Annotated in this window: 15 protein-coding genes; 10 read left to right on the top strand and 5 right to left on the bottom strand. The window is 69.8% G+C overall.

Translation table 11 applies throughout. The features are described 5' to 3' along the window. Window positions 1-154: 154 nt before the first annotated feature. On the top strand, window positions 155-2,341 hold the full coding sequence (locus tag B0I29_RS41165; protein WP_245973158.1) for a discoidin domain-containing protein: 2,187 nt from the start codon (window positions 155-157) through the stop codon (window positions 2,339-2,341). A 72-nt stretch (window positions 2,342-2,413) separates the two neighbouring features. On the opposite strand, the gene B0I29_RS41160 is transcribed toward B0I29_RS41165, so the two are convergent. Beyond that, the gene (locus tag B0I29_RS41160) at window positions 2,414-3,400 is read right to left on the bottom strand and encodes an Lrp/AsnC family transcriptional regulator (protein ID WP_181558240.1); all 987 of its coding nucleotides are present in this window, start codon (window positions 3,398-3,400) and stop codon (window positions 2,414-2,416) included. 238 nt (window positions 3,401-3,638) lie between these two features. Between B0I29_RS41160 and B0I29_RS41155 the strand changes: the two genes are divergently transcribed. From B0I29_RS41155 to B0I29_RS41135, 5 genes are all read left to right on the top strand, one after another. Beyond that, window positions 3,639-4,496, top strand: coding sequence for a transporter substrate-binding domain-containing protein (locus tag B0I29_RS41155; RefSeq protein ID WP_111654610.1), 858 nt, complete (start codon window positions 3,639-3,641; stop codon window positions 4,494-4,496). A gap of 65 nt (window positions 4,497-4,561) precedes the next feature. Continuing rightward, window positions 4,562-5,329: an amino acid ABC transporter permease gene (locus B0I29_RS41150; protein WP_111654609.1), complete on the top strand. Its 768-nt coding sequence runs from the start codon at window positions 4,562-4,564 to the stop codon at window positions 5,327-5,329. Further along, entirely contained in the window at window positions 5,326-6,093 is a 768-nt protein-coding gene (locus tag B0I29_RS41145) for an amino acid ABC transporter ATP-binding protein (protein ID WP_111654608.1), read from the top strand. Before B0I29_RS41150 ends, B0I29_RS41145 begins: the two co-directional genes overlap by 4 nt. 20 nt (window positions 6,094-6,113) lie before the next feature. Then, on the top strand, window positions 6,114-7,685 hold the full coding sequence (locus B0I29_RS41140) for a 5-guanidino-2-oxopentanoate decarboxylase (RefSeq protein ID WP_111654607.1): 1,572 nt from the start codon (window positions 6,114-6,116) through the stop codon (window positions 7,683-7,685). Between the two features lie 2 nt (window positions 7,686-7,687). After that, on the top strand, window positions 7,688-8,617 hold the full coding sequence (locus B0I29_RS41135) for an NAD(P)-dependent oxidoreductase (RefSeq protein ID WP_181558239.1): 930 nt from the start codon (window positions 7,688-7,690) through the stop codon (window positions 8,615-8,617). Here the strand turns inward: B0I29_RS41135 and B0I29_RS41130 are convergent. Both B0I29_RS41130 and B0I29_RS41125 read right to left on the bottom strand, forming a co-directional pair. Continuing rightward, window positions 8,608-9,318, bottom strand: coding sequence for a 3-phosphoshikimate 1-carboxyvinyltransferase (locus tag B0I29_RS41130; protein WP_111654605.1), 711 nt, complete (start codon window positions 9,316-9,318; stop codon window positions 8,608-8,610). The two genes, B0I29_RS41135 and B0I29_RS41130, sit on opposite strands and share 10 nt — an antisense overlap. Beyond that, a complete protein-coding gene (locus B0I29_RS41125; RefSeq protein WP_111654604.1) occupies window positions 9,315-10,190 on the bottom strand; it encodes an Lrp/AsnC family transcriptional regulator in 876 nt (291 codons plus the stop codon). The genes B0I29_RS41130 and B0I29_RS41125 overlap by 4 nt, the downstream gene beginning before the upstream one ends. 137 nt (window positions 10,191-10,327) lie before the next feature. Between B0I29_RS41125 and B0I29_RS41120 the strand changes: the two genes are divergently transcribed. From B0I29_RS41120 to B0I29_RS41105, 4 genes are read left to right on the top strand one after another with little or no spacing between them, the layout of a single operon-like run. Beyond that, entirely contained in the window at window positions 10,328-11,212 is an 885-nt protein-coding gene (locus B0I29_RS41120; RefSeq protein WP_111654603.1) for a sugar phosphate isomerase/epimerase, read from the top strand. Next, window positions 11,209-12,378: an aromatic ring-hydroxylating oxygenase subunit alpha gene (locus tag B0I29_RS41115; RefSeq protein ID WP_111654602.1), complete on the top strand. Its 1,170-nt coding sequence runs from the start codon at window positions 11,209-11,211 to the stop codon at window positions 12,376-12,378. Before B0I29_RS41120 ends, B0I29_RS41115 begins: the two co-directional genes overlap by 4 nt. Continuing rightward, window positions 12,375-13,328 (top strand): PDR/VanB family oxidoreductase, encoded by a 954-nt coding sequence (locus B0I29_RS41110; protein ID WP_111654601.1) that lies wholly within the window; start codon window positions 12,375-12,377, stop codon window positions 13,326-13,328. The genes B0I29_RS41115 and B0I29_RS41110 overlap by 4 nt, the downstream gene beginning before the upstream one ends. A gap of 5 nt (window positions 13,329-13,333) precedes the next feature. Next, entirely contained in the window at window positions 13,334-14,449 is a 1,116-nt protein-coding gene (locus tag B0I29_RS41105; protein ID WP_111654600.1) for an alcohol dehydrogenase catalytic domain-containing protein, read from the top strand. 91 nt (window positions 14,450-14,540) lie between these two features. On the opposite strand, the gene B0I29_RS41100 is transcribed toward B0I29_RS41105, so the two are convergent. Both B0I29_RS41100 and arsB read right to left on the bottom strand, forming a co-directional pair. Further along, window positions 14,541-14,954 carry an arsenate reductase ArsC gene (locus B0I29_RS41100; protein ID WP_111654599.1) on the bottom strand — a complete coding sequence of 138 codons (414 nt, stop codon included), beginning with the start codon at window positions 14,952-14,954 and terminating at the stop codon, window positions 14,541-14,543. A gap of 51 nt (window positions 14,955-15,005) precedes the next feature. Then, entirely contained in the window at window positions 15,006-16,034 is a 1,029-nt protein-coding gene (gene arsB / locus B0I29_RS41095) for an ACR3 family arsenite efflux transporter (RefSeq protein WP_111654598.1), read from the bottom strand. Window positions 16,035-16,058: the final 24 nt, after the last annotated feature.

The raw sequence follows: 16,058 nt of genomic DNA, 5'->3' as shown, positions 1-16,058 counted from the left end.
GGAGAGCGCTCTCTGGTCTGGCTGCACCCCACTCCCGCCCCGCCACGCGTCTGTCCCCAATGGATGCGCGGCGCCCCGTCCGACAGGCAGGAACATGACACCCCCGACAGTGACTTCTCCACCGCCGCACCACCTTCGACGCCGCGGGAAGGTCGTGCTCAGCGCCGTCCTCGCCACCGCCCTCGGCATCACCGTCGCCTCGGTCGCCACCACCGCCAGTGCCGCGGACATCCCGGTGTCGCAGGGCAAGACGGCCACCGCCTCGTCCGTCGAGAGTGCCGCCTTCCCCGCGTCCGCCGCGGTCGACGGCAACGCCGGCACCCGCTGGTCCAGCACGTTCGCCGACCCGCAGTGGCTGCAGGTCGACCTGGGCAGCACCCAGACGATCAACCAGGTCGTGCTGAACTGGGAGGCCGCGTTCGCCTCGGCGTTCACCATTCAGACCTCCGCGAACGGCACCTCCTGGACGAACATCAGCCCGGTCACCGCGGGCCAGTCCGGCGTACAGACGCTGAACGTCTCCGGCAGCGGCCGGTACGTGCGGATGAACGGCACCACCCGGGCCACGCCGTACGGTTACTCGCTCTGGGAGTTCCAGGTCTTCGCGAACGGCGTGAACCCGTCGCCGTCGCCCAGCACCCCGTCGCTGCCCACGTCGGACACTCCGGATCTCGGCGCGAACGTGCGGATCTTCGATCCGTCCACCTCGGCGGCGACCATCCAGACGGCGGTGGACGCGGCGTTCAACGCGCAGCTGCGCAGCCCGACCGCGCAGTTCGGATCGCAGCGTCACGTGTTCCTCTTCAAGCCCGGAACGTACGGGCGGGTCTGGGCCAACGTCGGCTTCTACACCACCCTCGCCGGTCTCGGTCTCAACCCCGACGACGTGACGATCAACGGTGCGGTCAACGTCGACTCCGGCTGGAACTACGGCGACGAGTCCAACGCGACGCAGAACTTCTGGCGCAGCATGGAGAACCTGTCGATCGTCCCCGAGGGCGGCACCAACCGGTGGGCCGTCTCCCAGGCCGCCCCGATGCGCCGGGTGCACATCAAGGGCAACCTGACCCTGGCGCCGTCCAACCAGGACAACGGGCAGGGTTACTCCAGCGGCGGTTACCTGGCCGACTCCGTCGTCGACGGCGTCGTCTCCTCCGGTTCCCAGCAGCAGTGGTACACCCGTGACAGCCGGATCAGCCGCTGGGACGGCGGTGTCTGGAACATGGTCTACTCCGGCGTCCAGGGCGCTCCGGCCAACGCGTTCCCGAACCCGCCGCACACCACCCTGGCCACCACGCCCGTCACCCGGGAGAAGCCTTTCCTGTACGTCGACAGCGCCGGCCTGTACCGCGTCTTCGTGCCCGCTCTGCGCCGCAACTCCGCGGGTGCCAACTGGCCGAACACCGCCGGCACGTCGATCCCGATGCGGGAGTTCTACGTCGCCAAGCCCGGTGACAGCGCCGCCCGGATCAACTCCGCGCTCGCTCAGGGCCTGAACCTGTTCTTCACCCCGGGCACGTACTCGCTCAACGAGACCATCCGGGTCACCCGCCCGAACACCGTGGTGACCGGCATCGGCTTCCCGACCCTGATCCCGAACAACGGGGTCGAGGCGCTGAACATCGCCGACGTCGACGGGGTCAAGGTCAGCGGTCTGACCTTCGACGCCGGTACGACGAACAGCCCGACGCTGATGAGCGTCGGACAGGCCGGTGTCCACACCGACCACGCCGCGAACCCGATCAGCCTGCAGGACGTCTTCTTCCGGATCGGCAGCAGCGTCCAGGGCAAGGCCACCACCACCCTCGCGGTGCACAGCGACGACACGCTCATCGACCACATCTGGGCCTGGCGTGCCGACCACGGCGGCGCGCCCACCGGCTGGACGGTCAACACCGGCGACACCGGCCTCGTCGTGAACGGCGACGACGTCCTCGCCACCGGCCTGTTCGTCGAGCACTACCAGAAGTACGAGGTGATCTGGAACGGCAACCGGGGGAAGACGATCTTCTTCCAGAACGAGAAGCCGTACGACGTACCCAACCAGGCGGCCTGGATCGGGCCCCGTGGAAACGGCTACGCCGCCTACAAGGTCGCCGACGCGGTCACCGACCACGAACTGTGGGGCGGCGGCTCGTACGCCTACTTCAACGTCAACCCGAGCGTCCGGGTGGACCGGGCGTTCGAGGTCCCGAACCGGGCGGGCGTACGGCTCCGCAGCGTTCTGACGGTCTCGCTCGGTGACGTCGGCACCATCGCCAACGTCGTCAACGACACCGGCGGCGCCGTCCCCAACCCGGCCGGCAACACCACGCCGCGCAACGTCGTGGCGTACCCCTGATCCTTGATCTGGCAGTAGGACCGAGGTGAACCCGGCGGCCACCAGCGCGATCCGCGCTGGTGGCCGCCGCTGTCACAGCAGCGCGAACGGATCTTCCGCCGGAGTGCTGGGAGCTCGTGAACCACGGCGCGCGGCGGGCGTCACGCCGGCCGTGCCACCGCCGAGCGGGAGCCGGTACGTCTCACGGACGAAGTCCATGTGCACCCAGGTGCAGATTCCCGTGACGTCGGAGGACGAGCGCACCTGCTCGGCGATCCGCTGCAACGCCGGCAGCGAGTTCCCCGAGATGGTGCCGATCATGTCGTAATTCCCGATCACGGTGGCCAGGAACTCGACCCCGGGGATCTCGAGGATGGTGGCTACCAGGTCTTCGGAGTATCCCCGCACGTGCATCCCCAGACCCATCGCCATGTTCCGGGTACGCCGGCCGCGGCGGGAGATGGTCGAGATCCGCATGACCTCCCGCTCCAGCAACGCCAGGGTCCGGGTACGCGCGGTGGACTCGGAGACCCCGACGGATTCCGCGAGTTCCCGGAACGGCATGCGGCCGTCGTCCTGCAGCCGGTGCACGATGGCCAGGTCGATCTCGTCGAGCCGTACCTGCGCCGGACGTGCGGCCGCCGCGAACGGGCTGCGCAGCACGTCGACGTAGACGAGCGTGCACACCTCACGGACGGCGTCCGAGAGGCGGATCTCCTCCACCGCGTCGAAGAGTTCGCGCTGGTCGCGGGCCCGGAGCTCGACCACGATGTCGTACTCCCCGCTCACCAGGGACACGAGGGTGACGTTCTCGGCCGCCAGCAGATGCTCGACGACGTCGCGGGTGGAGCCGTAGACCTTGATGGAGAGGTGGCATCCGACGTCCAGGTCCAGGACGGCCGGATGAGCGATGGCGACGATCGCGATGTCGCCGCTCTCCCGCAGTTCGCGCAGCCGGCTGCGGACCACCGAACGGGGCACGCCGAGCTCGGCCGCCAGGTCGACGATCGGGGCGCGACCGTCCCTGCGCAGCAGGGCCACCAGACGTTCGTTCATCTCCTCGTGGGGGGAACCGCTCATCCAGACCTCCGTACCGGGAAATCGGCGGACCAATTCTTCGGCCCACCGATGGTCCAAATCCTTCGTTGATCTGCCTCCTGGACGACGAAACGATATTACAGACGGCCCAGAACGGGAACGATTCCGCGACCCAGGCCTGATATCGCAATGATTTGGAATGCGGTGGAAACAAACGGCACCTAGCGTCCCCGGCCAACCCCCTGGTTCGGCAACTAGGAAGTGATCTCCCGTGAAGCGAATGATCATCGCCGCGGCCGCAGCAGCCTCGCTGCTCGGCCTCTCGGCCTGTGGTTCCAGTTCTTCCGACTCCACCGGCTCCTCGGAAGCCGTCACCGCTGTCAAGGCTCAGGCCACCGCTCCGGAAGGGCTGGTCAAGGCCGGCACCCTGACGGTCTGTATCGACCCCGAGTACGCACCCCTGGAGTACTACGAGAACGGCACGTCCGGGGACATCATCGGCTTCGACGCCGACGCCGCCCGGGCTCTGGCCGCGTACTGGGGCCTTGAGTTCGCCACCCAGGTCACCACCTTCGAGGGCCTGCAGCCCGGCCTCACGTCCAAGCGGTGCGACGTCATCCCCGGCGGCCTGTACATGAGCGAGGAGCGCACCAGCGTCCTGGACGGCGTCGCCTACATGCAGACCGGCCCGGCGCTGATCGTGGGCACCTCGGTGAAGACCGACCCGGCCGCCGAGAAGGACCTGTGCGGGCTCACCCTCGTCGGACAGAACGCCTCCGAGAACCTCACGGAGGCCAAGCGGATCGCCTCCGAGTGCGAGGCCGCCGGCGCCGCCAAGACCTCCGTGCAGAATTACCCGAAGACCTCCGACACCGTGCTGGCCGTGATGAACGGCAAGGCCGACGCGCTGATCGAGACCGACGTCGCCGCCGTCGACATCGTGAAGAAGAGCTCGGGCAAGCTGCGCCAGATCAACGGGTTCTTCCCGCCCAGCACCCAGTTCGGCATGTTCGCCAACAAGGACGCCGCACTCACCGCTCCGCTGGGCGAGGCCCTGAAGGCGCTCTACACCGACGGCACCCTTGGCAAGATCGCCACGACCTACGGGCTGAGCACCGATTCCCTCAACGTCTACTGACTCGCTGATCCGGGTGGCCGTCCGTTCCGGATCGGCCGCCCGGTGAATCGGGCGGAGGTGCCCCCATGGCATTCGACTCGACCATCTTCTTCGATCAACTGTTCTCCGAGGCGTACCTGCGGGGTGCCCTGCTGTCGCTGAGCCTGGCCATCGCCAGCCAGATCGGCGCGGTGATCATCGGTTTCGGCCTGGCCCTGGGCAAGTCCTCGAAGTTCGCCGTGGTCCGCTCGCTCTGCACCAGCTACATCTGGTTCTTCCGGGCCGTCCCGGCGCTGCTGCTGCTCCTGCTGATGTGGAACGGGCTGCCGCAGCTGTCCCCGGTGTTCCAGAAGGAGTGGTACTCGCCGTTCCTGGCGGCCTTCATCGGGCTGGCCCTGGCCGAGGGCGCGTTCATGGCCGAGATCATCCGCTCCGCGCTGATGAGCGTCGACGACGGCCAGCAGCTCGCGGCAAGGGCCCTCGGCATGACCCGTGGCCAGGTGCTGTTCAAGGTCGTGCTGCCGCAGGCCACCCGGGTGGCCCTGCCCCCGACCGGCAACGAGTTCATCGGCATGGTCAAGTACACCTCGCTGGCCAGCGTGATCTCGCTGCAGGAGCTGCTCACCACGGCGCAGATGGGTGTGGCGGTCACCTTCCGGTACGCCGAGTACTACGCCGCCGCCACCGTCTACTACCTGGTGATCGTCTCGGTGCTGATGCTGCTGCAGAACCGTGTCGAGCGCCGCTTCACCTGGACGTCCACGCCCACCCGGCGCCGTTTCCCCGCGCTCTCGCGCGCCGGGGCCGCCGGCTCCCCGAAGCAGACGACGACGCAGGAGAAGGTCCCGGCATGAAGACTCCACCACTGCTCGAGGTGCAGAACCTGCACAAGTCCTACAACAATGTCGAGGTGCTGGGCGGTGTCGACTTCACCGTGCGGCGTGGCCAGGTGAAGGCGTTGCTGGGCCCGTCCGGCAGCGGGAAGTCCACGATCCTGCGGATGATCAGCCTGCTGGAACCCGCCGACTCCGGCACCATCCTGCTCGACGGCGAGCCGATCGGGGTGATCGGTGGCCGGGTCGACGTGCGTCCGGCGCCCGAACGCGTCCTGGCCCGTCAGCGCACCGCGATCGGCATGGTGTTCCAGAAGTTCAACCTGTTCCCGCACCTGGACGCCACCCGCAACGTGATGTCGGGTCTGACCACCGTCCTCAAGGTGCCGAAGAAGGAGGCCCGGGAGCAGGCGCTGGAAATGCTCGACCGGGTCGGCCTGTCCGCTCGCGCGCACGCGTACCCCGCGGAGCTCTCCGGCGGCCAGCAACAGCGCGTGGCGATTGCCCGCGCCCTGGTGATGAAACCGAAGCTGATGCTGTTCGACGAGCCGACCTCGGCACTGGACCCGGAGCTGGTCCGTGAGGTGCTCGACGTGATGGAGAAGCTGGCCTCCGACGGCATGACCATGGTGGTGGTCACCCATGAGATGCGCTTCGCCCGCAGTGTGGCCTCCGAGGTCGCCCTCTTCGACTCCGGCCAGATCGTCGAGCAGGCCCCGCCGGATCGTTTCTTCGACGCCCCCGAGCACGAGCGCACCCGCCGCTTCCTCGCTCACATGCACTGACATCGGTAAGGAGAAACACCATGAGAGCTGGGCATGCCCTGGCCCTGCTGCTGCGCGAGTACGGCGTCGAATCCGTGTTCGGCATTCCCGGCGTCCACACCATCGAGCTCTATCGAGGGTTCGCCGAGGCCGGCATCAGCACCCACCCCGCGCGGCACGAACAGGGCGCCGGTTTCATGGCGGACGCGTACGCGCGCCAGACGGGCAAGCCGGGCGTCTGTGCCCTGGTCACCGGTCCTGGTGTGCTCAACGCCCTGACGCCGCTGGCGCAGGCCTGGCACGACTCGATCCCGCTGCTGTTCGTCACCGCCACCACGCGCTCGGATCTGCTCGGGCGTGAACGCGGGCCGTTGCACGACATCCGTGACCAGGTGGCCGCGGTGGCCGGGGTCACCGAGCATTCGTGGCTGGCCCGTACCCCGCAGGAGCTGCCCGGGCTGGTTGCCCGGGCGTGGACCGCGATGACCGAGGGACGCCCGCGTCCGGCGCACATCGCCATCCCGATCGACGTCCTCACCACCGAGGTCGACGGTCCCTTCACCCGGGTTGTTCTTCAGCCTGAAGAACACGAGCCCGATCAGGAGGCTTTCCGGGCCGCCGCCGCCCTGCTCGGCCGGGCGGGCACTCCCGCGATCATCGCCGGTGGCGGTGCGCGTGGCGCCGCCGCCGAGGTCCGCGCGCTGGCCGAGATGCTCGGGGCGCCGGTCGTCACCACGGGTAACGCCGCGGGTCTGCTGCCCCCCGGCCATCCGCTGGCTGTCGGCACGCTCCTGCCGTTCGCCGGCACCCAGGATCTGCTGCGGGACGCGGACGTGGTCCTGGCGGTGGGCACCGAGTTCTCCGAGACCGATGTGCTCTACACCGGACGGGACGTCGAGTTCGGTGGTTCGCTCATCCGGCTCGACATCGACCCGGCGAACCTGCAGGCCCCGATGCCGGCGAAGGTGGCACTTCAGGGCGACGCCGGTACGGCTCTCGCACGGCTGACCGGTCTGATCGACCGGGAGCCGGCGGCGAACGGCCCTGCCCGGGCCGGCGACGCCCGCGCCGGCGTCGCGTGGACCGCACAGTCCCTGGGGCATCACCCATGGCTGGACGCGGTGTCCGCGGCCCTTCCCGAGGACACCGCCGTCGTCCTGGACTCCACCCAGCTGGCCTACACCGCCCATCACTACCTCTCCCCCGCGGAACCGACCGCCTGGACGGCCACCTATGGCCTGGGCACGCTCGGCGCGGCGCTGCCGATGGCGGTCGGTGCGGCCATCGCGCAACCCCAGCGGCCGGTACTGGCGATCGCCGGTGACGGCGGAAGCCTGTTCACCCTCACCGAACTGGCCACCGCCGTCGATCTCGGCCGCCAGCTCACCCTGCTGATCTGGGACAACCGCGGTTACGGGGAGATCCGCGACTCCTTCGACCGGGCGTCGGCCACCCGCGTCGACACCGAGGTCACCGCGTTCGATCACGCCCTGATCGCCCAGGGTTTCGGTGCCCACGGCGTACGGGTCACCTCGCCGGAAGCGCTGGGCGAGGCTCTCCACACGGCGATGCGTACCGACGTGGTCACCGTCGTCGTCGCGGCAGGATTCTGACCGTGACGCAGCGACCCTTGGTGATCCTGACCGACGTCTCCGACATCGACCCGCGACCCGCGGTCGATCTGCTCGACCGCAACGGCTTCGACGTCGAGGTGCTCAAGCTCGACGTCGATCCCGCGGTTCCGCCTGCGGCGACCCGCGCGGTCGCCGCGATCGGCGGTTACGCGCACCTCGGCGAGGACTTCTTCGCCGCCCTGCCCGATCTGGAGCTCGTGGCGCTGACCTCGGCCGGGGCCGACATGGTCGACGCCGAGGCGGCCGAGCGGCACGGTGTGCGGATCCGCCCGCTGTACGGCGCCGCCACCGAGGAGGTCGCCGTTCACGCTCTGGCTCTGGTGCTGGCCGTCGAGCGGGGGCTGCGGGTGACCGAGCAGGTCGCGGCGGGTTCGTGGTCGGAGGCCTTCGAGCACCTGCCGCGTCGTCTGTCCGGCTGCACCCTGGGTGTTCTCGGGCTCGGCCGGATCGGCGCCGAGTTCGCCCGGATCGGCCGGCCGATGTTCGGTCGCGTCATCGGCTACGACCCGTACGCCCCGGTTCCCGAGGGGGTCGAGGGTGCCGGTCTCGACGAACTGCTGGCCGCCGCCGACGTCCTCTCGGTGCACATGCCGCTGTCGGAGCAGACCCGCGGCATGCTGGGCGCCACCGAGCTGGCCAGGTTGCCGCACGGGGCCAGTCTGATCAACGTGTCCCGCGCCGAGATCGTCGACCAGGGCGCGCTGCTGGCCGCCCTCGACACCGGCCGGCTGCGCGGTGCGGGCCTGGACGTGCTGACCGGCGAGCCACCGGCCGCGGGCGATCCGCTGCGCGCCCATCCCCGCACGGTGGTCACCCCGCACGTGGGCTACCTCTCGGAGGGATCGTTGCGGGCCTACGAACAGCAGCCCGCGGCCACCGTCGTCGAGTGGTGGCGCAGCCGTCAGCCGTAGTAGGGCACGGTCCCGGTACTCGTTCCGGGAAGGATGTTCTCGTCGGCCGTCATGGCCCATCGCCACGCTTTCAGGAACGGCCTCAGCCCGGGTGCGTCCGGGCTGAGGCCGGCGATGCGCACTCCCGGAATCACCAGCCCGAGAACAGCCCCGAACGCCCCGAGCCGCGGGTCGCCGTGTGACTGCCAGGCACCCGCGCGCAGCGGCCCCGGAACGATCTCGACGACACCCGCCCGCACCGTGGCGTCACCACCCAGTGCTGTCACATTCTCCAGGACCTCGGCGACGCGCGGAGCCTCGGACACACCGTGCAGACTCGACGGGCTGTCCGCGAGTGCCGCCAGCACAACCGCGATCCCGGCAAGACCAGGAGCAGCGGTCAGGTCGTGGTCGACGCCGTCCAGGTGTCCGGAGGTGGCCCGGCTGGTGCAGGTCAAGCCCTCGGCGGACCGGACGACGTAGGTGCCGAACGTGGCGAGCAGGTCGCGCAGCAAGCCGGCGGCGGGGTCCGCGGCGAGGGCTTCCCAGTTGCGCAGCACCACGGTGCCGGTGGTGACGGCGGCGCCGGCCAGGAAGACGGCGGCGTCGTCGACGGTGGGTGCCTCCACAACCGCGCCGGTGCTGTCCACGGCGACCACGTCGAGGCGGGCGCGCACGGGCATCGTCGCGGCGGGAGCGGGCCAGATCAGCTCGGTGCTCACGCGTAGATCTCCTTCACGACGTCGAGGTGGGTCCAGCTCTGCAGGGCACGGACGCCGGGGACGGCCCGCAGCCGGGTCAGCGCCCGCGACGCGTCACCGAGCGAGGCGCAGGTGAGGGTGCCGACGAAGTCGGCCGAACCGGTGGTGAGCGCCAGGTACGACATGTCCGGCAGGTCGCGCAGCACGGTGAGGGTCTCGGCCCGTGTGGCGGGTGCGCTGAGGCGGTAACCGACCTGGACGGTGCCGGGGCCGGGACGCCGGCGGACACCGATGCGCAGCGCCTCGGTCTCGATGAGGCGCAGCACCCGGCTGCGGGTGGACGCGGTGGTGAGGCCGACCTGCTCGCCCATCGCGGCGAACGAGCGCCGCCCGTCGGCCTGCAGCTCGGTGACCAGGGCGCGGTCGATCTCGTCGAGCGGCTGAGGAACGCCGGGCCGGGGCAGGTCGAGGCTGGCGTCACGCACGATGTCGAGGTACTCGTCGAGGTCGACGCCGGCGACGCCGGGCAGGGCCGCCACCTCGGCGACCACGGAGGCGAGCGTCGTGCGGGCGGCCACCCGGATCTCGGCCGAGAGGGTATGCCCGCCGGCCACGTGCGACACGAACGGAATCTCCGGCCGGGCACACAGCGCGTCGAGCACGTGGTCGAGCGGGCCGTCGACGCGCAGGCGCAGGTGGGCGCACTCGGGCAGGCCCAGCACCGCGGGGTGCACGACGGCCCGCACGGCGAGACCGTCGTCGCTCAGCGCCGTCATGGCCTTGCGGACCACCGCACTGGTGAGCCCCAGCGAGCGAGACAGCGCCTCCACCGACATCCGGCCGTCGGAGGCGAGCGCGGCGGCCACCGCTTCCTTGACCTCGTCCGTCGTCACATCTGCTCCTTCTCTCCGCTGCGGTGGACAGCATCCCACGCCGGGCACATTTCCGGAAAAGAGTTTGTTTGTTAAATCCGTGGTCACGGCCAACTTCTGCTTGCGTAATGATCAGAATCTAACGTAGATATATTGCCATGAGCCAGGACGACAACACTTCTCGACTGATCTTCGTACAGTCGCTGTGGGCCATGGAGGATCTACCCTGGCGCGGCGCCCGCTCCTGGACGATGGAGGAGCAGCTGGCTCAGCTGGTCGCCGCGGGCTACAGCGGGTACGCCGTCGACCTCGGCGCCTCGAAGGCCCCCACCAGCACCGATCTGGCCGCCGCGGCGGCGGGCAGCGGGCTCAGTGCCACCGTGATGGCTTTCGTCCCGGACGAGAAGGTGCTCGGCGACGCGCTGCGGTACGCCGCCACGATCGGAGCCCGTGACCTGGTGCTGTGCGCCCAGCACTACACGCTGGACCTCGGCGAGGCCGCCGCCCTCACCGCGCGCTGGCACGGCATCGCCGCCCGCGAAGGGGTGCGGCTGGAGCTCGAGACCCACCGCAACACCATGACCAACGACCTGCGCTTCACCGCGGCGCTCGCCCAGCGCCTGCCCGAGGACATCGACCTGGCCATCGACCTGTCGCACTACGTCGTGGGCGCCGAGATCCCGTCCGAGCCGACCGCCGAGATCGAGAGCCAGATCGCGGCGCTGCTCCGGCGCGGCGGGTCGGTGCAGGGACGTGTGGCTTCCCGGTGCCAGGTGCAGCTGCCGCTGCACCACGAGTCCAGCCGGCCCTGGATCGCGCTGGCCCGGCGGTGGTGGGCCGACGCCTTCGAGCAGATCCTGCGCCGGCGCCCGTCCGGCGATGTCGTCTTCCTCACCGAGCTCGGCACCGCCCCGTACGCGATCACCGATGCCGGCGGCGTCCAGGTCAGCGACCGCTGGGCCGAGGCCGGGCAGCTGCGCGAATGGGCCACCGAGGCATTCACCCAGGCACTTCGATCCGCACCCATGGAGCGTTCCGCATGACCTCGTACTCGACCACCAGCACCGGCAACACCATCGTCGACGGCCCGCTGTCGGAGGACACCTACGGACGGTCGATCCTGCCCGCCTCGGCGTACACCGACCCGCAGGAGTTCGCCCGCGAGCAGCGGATGATCTTCAGCGCCGAATGGGTCTGGGCCGGTTACACGCACTGGGTCGGCAACGAAGGCAATGTGCACCCGGTCGAGGTGGCCGGCAAACCGCTGCTGATCGTGCGCGACGGCGAGGGCAACGTCAACGTCTTCCACAACTCGTGCCGCCACCGCGGGATGGTCGTGACGCAGGAGCCGATCGAGGTGACCCAGCGCATCCAGTGCGCCTACCACTGCTGGTCGTACAACCTGGACGGGTCCCTCGCGGCCGCGCCGTACTTCAACCGTGAGCGCCGCGGCGCGCCCTCCCCCGAGTCCCGCCGCAAGCTGGGACTGCTGCCGGTGCCGAGCGCGGTCTGGGCGGGCATGGTGTTCGTGAACCTCAGCGCCGACCCCACACCGTTCGCCGACGTCATCGCGCCGCTGGCCGAACGCTGGTCACACATCGATTTCGACAGGCTGCACCTGGCACAGGAGCGGACGTTCGACCTGGAGGTGAACTGGAAGCTCGCTGTCGAGAACTTCCTGGACTTCTACCACCTGCCGTTCGTGCACCCGCAGGTCGGACCGGTCGCGGCCTCGCTGGACGTCGACGACGTGGTGATCGACAGCCAGGTGATCGTCGGTGGCTGCTACCCCCGCGGTGCCGTCGGCAAGGCCAAGAAGTCCGAGGACGCGCTGCCGTTCATCGGTGACGTGCCGGCGGGCAAGGTGGACTCGCAGGATATCTTCTGCGTGTTCCCCAACGCCCTGGTCTTCCTGGAGGCCGACTGGTTCCAGGTGATCGCGCTGTCGCCGGCCGCCGCCGACCGCACCGTCGAGCACATGGCCGTCTTCGTTGACTCCGACGCGGCCGCGCCGCGCTTCGAGGAATCCGTCAAGAGCCTGTGCGACGTGCTCTTCCACGTCAACGAACAGGACATCCCGTTCCTGTACAAACTGCAGGCCGGGCGCTCCTCCGACGGCGCGAACCACACCACGCTGCTGCCGTCGTGGGACCAGATCACCGCGATGTTCCAGACCGCGGTCGCCGCCCGGATGGGGTACCAATCATGACCCCGCGGCGCTACGACGCCGTGGTGGTCGCGCACGAGAGGGTCACCGAGGACGTCGTCCTGGTCCGGGTGCAGGCTCCGGACCTGCCTGCCTGGCAGCCCGGCGATCACGCCGACCTGGAGCTCGCGCCGGGCCTGGTCCGGCAGTACTCGCTGTGCGGGACACCCGGCGACGACGGCGTGTGGACGTTCGCGGTCCTGCTGCGCCCGGACGGCGCCGGCGGTTCCCGGCACGTTCACGACACGCTCGCCGTGGGCGCCGAGGTCCGGGTCGCCGGGCCGAAGGCCATGTTCGCGCTGGAGGACGCCGAGCATCACCTGCTGCTCGCCGGCGGCATCGGCGTCACCCCGATCCTGACCATGGCCGAGCATCTGGCCTCCCAGTCAAAACCTTTCCACCTTGTGTACGTCGGAAGCACCAGCAGCCGGATGCCGTTCCTGGACAGGGTGGCCGCCCTGGGTGACGCGGTCATGATCGTGGACCGCTCGCAGACGCCGGACTTCACCCTGGCGCAGGCCCTGGAACTGGCACCGGCCTCGGCCCTGGTCTACGCGTGCGGCCCGGACCGGATGATCAGCGAACTGAGCGGGCTGGTCACCGGCGGGCGCCTGCGCACGGAATCGTTCGACCCGGCCGGATCCCCGGTCGAAACGGACGGCTCCTTCGAGGTCCAGTTCGGCCTCGACGGACCGGTACGCCAGGTTCCGGACGGCACCCCGATGCTCGACGTACTGCTCGACGCGGGTGCCGACATCATCTGGTCGTGCCGGGAGGGCACCTGCGGCAGCTGCGAGACCCCGTTGCTCAAGGGCGAGGCCGACCACCGCGACGACATCCTCACCCCCGACGAGAAACAGGCACAGACCGCCGTCTTCCCGTGCGTCTCCCGGGCCCTCTGCGACCGCCTGGTCCTGGACCTCCCCGCCCCGCCCGCTCTTGTCGAAAGCTGACCGCCATGCCCATCGCATCACGCGCCCTGACCTTCGACGACCGCACCGGCACCGCCCCGCGGGTCGTCGACACCCAGGTCGGCGAGCCCGGACCGGGCCAGATCCGGGTGCGGATGACCGCCGCCGGGATCTGCCACTCCGACCTGCACACCATCAACGGTGACTGGCCGATGGGCCGGCGCCTGGTGCTCGGCCACGAGGGCGCGGGCGTCGTCGACCAGGTCGGCCCGGGAGTCACCGGCCTCGCGCCCGGCGACCCGGTCGCACTCAACTGGTACGTGGCCTGCCAGGCCTGCCCGCCCTGCCGGCAGGACAAGCCCTGGCTGTGCACCGGCTCCCCGGCCCTGGAGAACCAGCTGCCGGACGGCACCACCGCGGTGAAGGACCCGGCCGCCGATGACCCCGACGTCTGGCCGTTCCTCGGTGTGGGGGCCTTCTCCGAGTACGCCGTGGTCCCGGAAACCGCCGCCGTACGCCTGCCGCCCGAAGTCCCCCCGCACATCGCCGCCCTGATCGGATGCTCGGTGACCACCGGGTACGGCGCGGTCCACAGGACGGTGTCCGTGGCGAAGGGCGACGCCATCGTCGTTACCGGCTGTGGCGGTGTCGGTCAGGCCATCATCGCGGCGGCCGCCGACGCCGGAGCCGGCCCGATCATCGCCGTCGACCGTTCCGCGTCCCGTCTGGAGGCCGCCCGGGAGCTGGGGGCAACCCACACGATCCTGGCCGACGGCACCGAGGTCGACCAGGCCCTGACCATCTGCCCGGACGGCGTGACGTACGCCTTCGACGCCATCGGCATCCCCGACGTCGCCGCCCGCGCACCCCGCTTCCTCACAGCCGGCGGCACCGCCGTCCTGGTCGGGATGCCCGCCATCGCCGCGACCGCACCGATCGACACCTGGGACGTCGTCACCCGTGGTCTGACCGTGGTGGGCTGCAACTACGGTTCGGCCGTTCCTGCCCGCGACTTTCCCCTGATCGCCGAGGCCTACCTGACCGGCCGGCTCCCCCTGGACCGGCTGGTGGGTGGCTCCGTCACCCTCGACGCCGCTGCCGACGCCATCAACGCCCTCACCACCGCCGTCGGCGGCCGGACGATCGTGACCTTCGACCACTGAGCCGCTTCGCGCGTACCCAAGAAGGCGCCGGGACAAAAAACGGCCAGGCGGCGGGCCGCCTGGCCGTTTCCTCGCCATGCTGGGACTGCTTTTAATCGGCCTGGCGAGGGATCAGGTCGGCGAGAAGCACTTCGATGCGGGACTTGATCTCGTCGCGGATCGGCCGGACGGAGTCGACGCCCTTGCCGGCGGGGTCGTCGAGCTTCCAGTCCTCGTAACGCTTGCCGGGGAAGATCGGGCAGGCGTCGCCGCAGCCCATGGTGATGATGACGTCGGACTCCTGTGCGGCGTCCCAGGTCAGCTTGGCCGGGATCTGGCCGGTGATGTCGATGCCGGCCTCCTTCATCGCCTCGACCGCCGCCGGGTTGATCTGGTCGGCGGGCTCCGAACCGGCGGAGCGGACCTCGACCTTGTCGCCGGCGAGGTGACGCAGCCAGCCGGCGGCCATCTGGGAACGGCCGGCGTTGTGGACGCAGACGAACAGAACGGTGGGCTTCGTGGTCATGCGGATGCTTCTTCCTGTTCCGAGGCGAGGGTTGACGGGCAGGGGTCCGGGTCAGGTGAAGAACCGCCGGCGGGCCCACAGCGACACGTAGACGAGCGCGACCAGGACCGGCACTTCGATGAGAGGGCCGACGACGCCGGCCAGGGCTTGGCCGCTGGTGACGCCGAAGGTGCCGATCGCCACCGCGATGGCCAGTTCGAAGTTGTTACCGGCGGCGGTGAAGGCCAGGGTGGTGGTGCGTTCGTAGGTCAGGCCGATCGCCTTGCCGAGGGCGTAGGAGCCGCCCCACATGATGGCGAAGTAGGCCAGCAGCGGCACCGCGATCAGGACGACGTCCCAGGGCCGGCTGGTGATCGCGTCACCCTGCAGGGCGAACAGGATGACGATGGTGAACAGCAGCCCGTACAGCGCGGCGGGGCCGATTTTCGGCAGGAACCGGCTCTCGTACCAGTCGCGGCCCCTGGCCCGCTCGCCGAAACGGCGGGTGAGGTATCCGGCGAGCAGCGGGATGCCGAGGAACACCAGGACGTTTCCGGCGATCTCCCAGCCGGAGACCTCGAGCTGGGCGCCGTCGAGGCCGAGCCAGCCCGGGAGCACGGACAGGTAGAACCAGCCGAGGACGCCGAAGGCGAAGACCTGGAAGACGGAGTTGAGGGCGACCAGCACGGCGGCGGCTTCGCGGTCGCCGCAGGCCAGGTCGTTCCAGATGATGACCATGGCGATGCAGCGGGCCAGCCCGACGATGATCAGGCCGGTGCGGTACTCGGGGTGGTCCGGCAGAAAGAGCCAGGCCAGGGCGAACATGAGCGCAGGCCCGACGATCCAGTTGAGGATAAGCGAGGAGAGGAGCAGTCGTCTGTCGCCGGTGACGGTGTCGAGCCGGTCGTAGCGGACCTTCGCCAGCACCGGGTACATCATGATCAGCAGCCCCAGGGCGATGGGCAGCGAGATGCCGCCGATCGTGACGGCGTCGAGGGCGTTGTCGAGCCCGGGCACGAATCGGCCGAGGAGCAGCCCGGCGATCATGGCGAGGCCGATCCAGACGGGCAGGAACTGGTCGAGGCGCGACAGACGGGCCATGACCGCTGTCTCCGGTGGGCTGGG

The organism is Actinoplanes lutulentus (genome assembly GCF_003259845.1).
GTDB lineage: Bacteria > Actinomycetota > Actinomycetes > Mycobacteriales > Micromonosporaceae > Actinoplanes > Actinoplanes lutulentus.
The sequence above is the reverse complement of the archived record's forward strand: the minus strand, read 5'-3'. Positions and strand labels throughout refer to the sequence as shown.

Bases quoted from the DNA above. Each gene is read 5' to 3' on its own strand.
- B0I29_RS41160 (WP_181558240.1), bottom strand. From the start codon at position 3,400: ATGAGCGGTTCCCCCCACGAGGAGATGAACGAACGTCTGGTGGCCCTG.
- B0I29_RS41155 (WP_111654610.1), top strand. From the start codon at position 3,639: ATGATCATCGCCGCGGCCGCAGCAGCCTCGCTGCTCGGCCTCTCGGCC.
- B0I29_RS41150 (WP_111654609.1), top strand. From the start codon at position 4,562: ATGGCATTCGACTCGACCATCTTCTTCGATCAACTGTTCTCCGAGGCG.
- B0I29_RS41145 (WP_111654608.1), top strand. From the start codon at position 5,326: ATGAAGACTCCACCACTGCTCGAGGTGCAGAACCTGCACAAGTCCTAC.
- B0I29_RS41140 (WP_111654607.1), top strand. From the start codon at position 6,114: ATGAGAGCTGGGCATGCCCTGGCCCTGCTGCTGCGCGAGTACGGCGTC.
- B0I29_RS41120 (WP_111654603.1), top strand. From the start codon at position 10,328: ATGAGCCAGGACGACAACACTTCTCGACTGATCTTCGTACAGTCGCTG.
- B0I29_RS41115 (WP_111654602.1), top strand. From the start codon at position 11,209: ATGACCTCGTACTCGACCACCAGCACCGGCAACACCATCGTCGACGGC.
- B0I29_RS41110 (WP_111654601.1), top strand. From the start codon at position 12,375: ATGACCCCGCGGCGCTACGACGCCGTGGTGGTCGCGCACGAGAGGGTC.
- B0I29_RS41105 (WP_111654600.1), top strand. From the start codon at position 13,334: ATGCCCATCGCATCACGCGCCCTGACCTTCGACGACCGCACCGGCACC.
- B0I29_RS41100 (WP_111654599.1), bottom strand. From the start codon at position 14,954: ATGACCACGAAGCCCACCGTTCTGTTCGTCTGCGTCCACAACGCCGGC.
- arsB (WP_111654598.1), bottom strand. From the start codon at position 16,034: ATGGCCCGTCTGTCGCGCCTCGACCAGTTCCTGCCCGTCTGGATCGGC.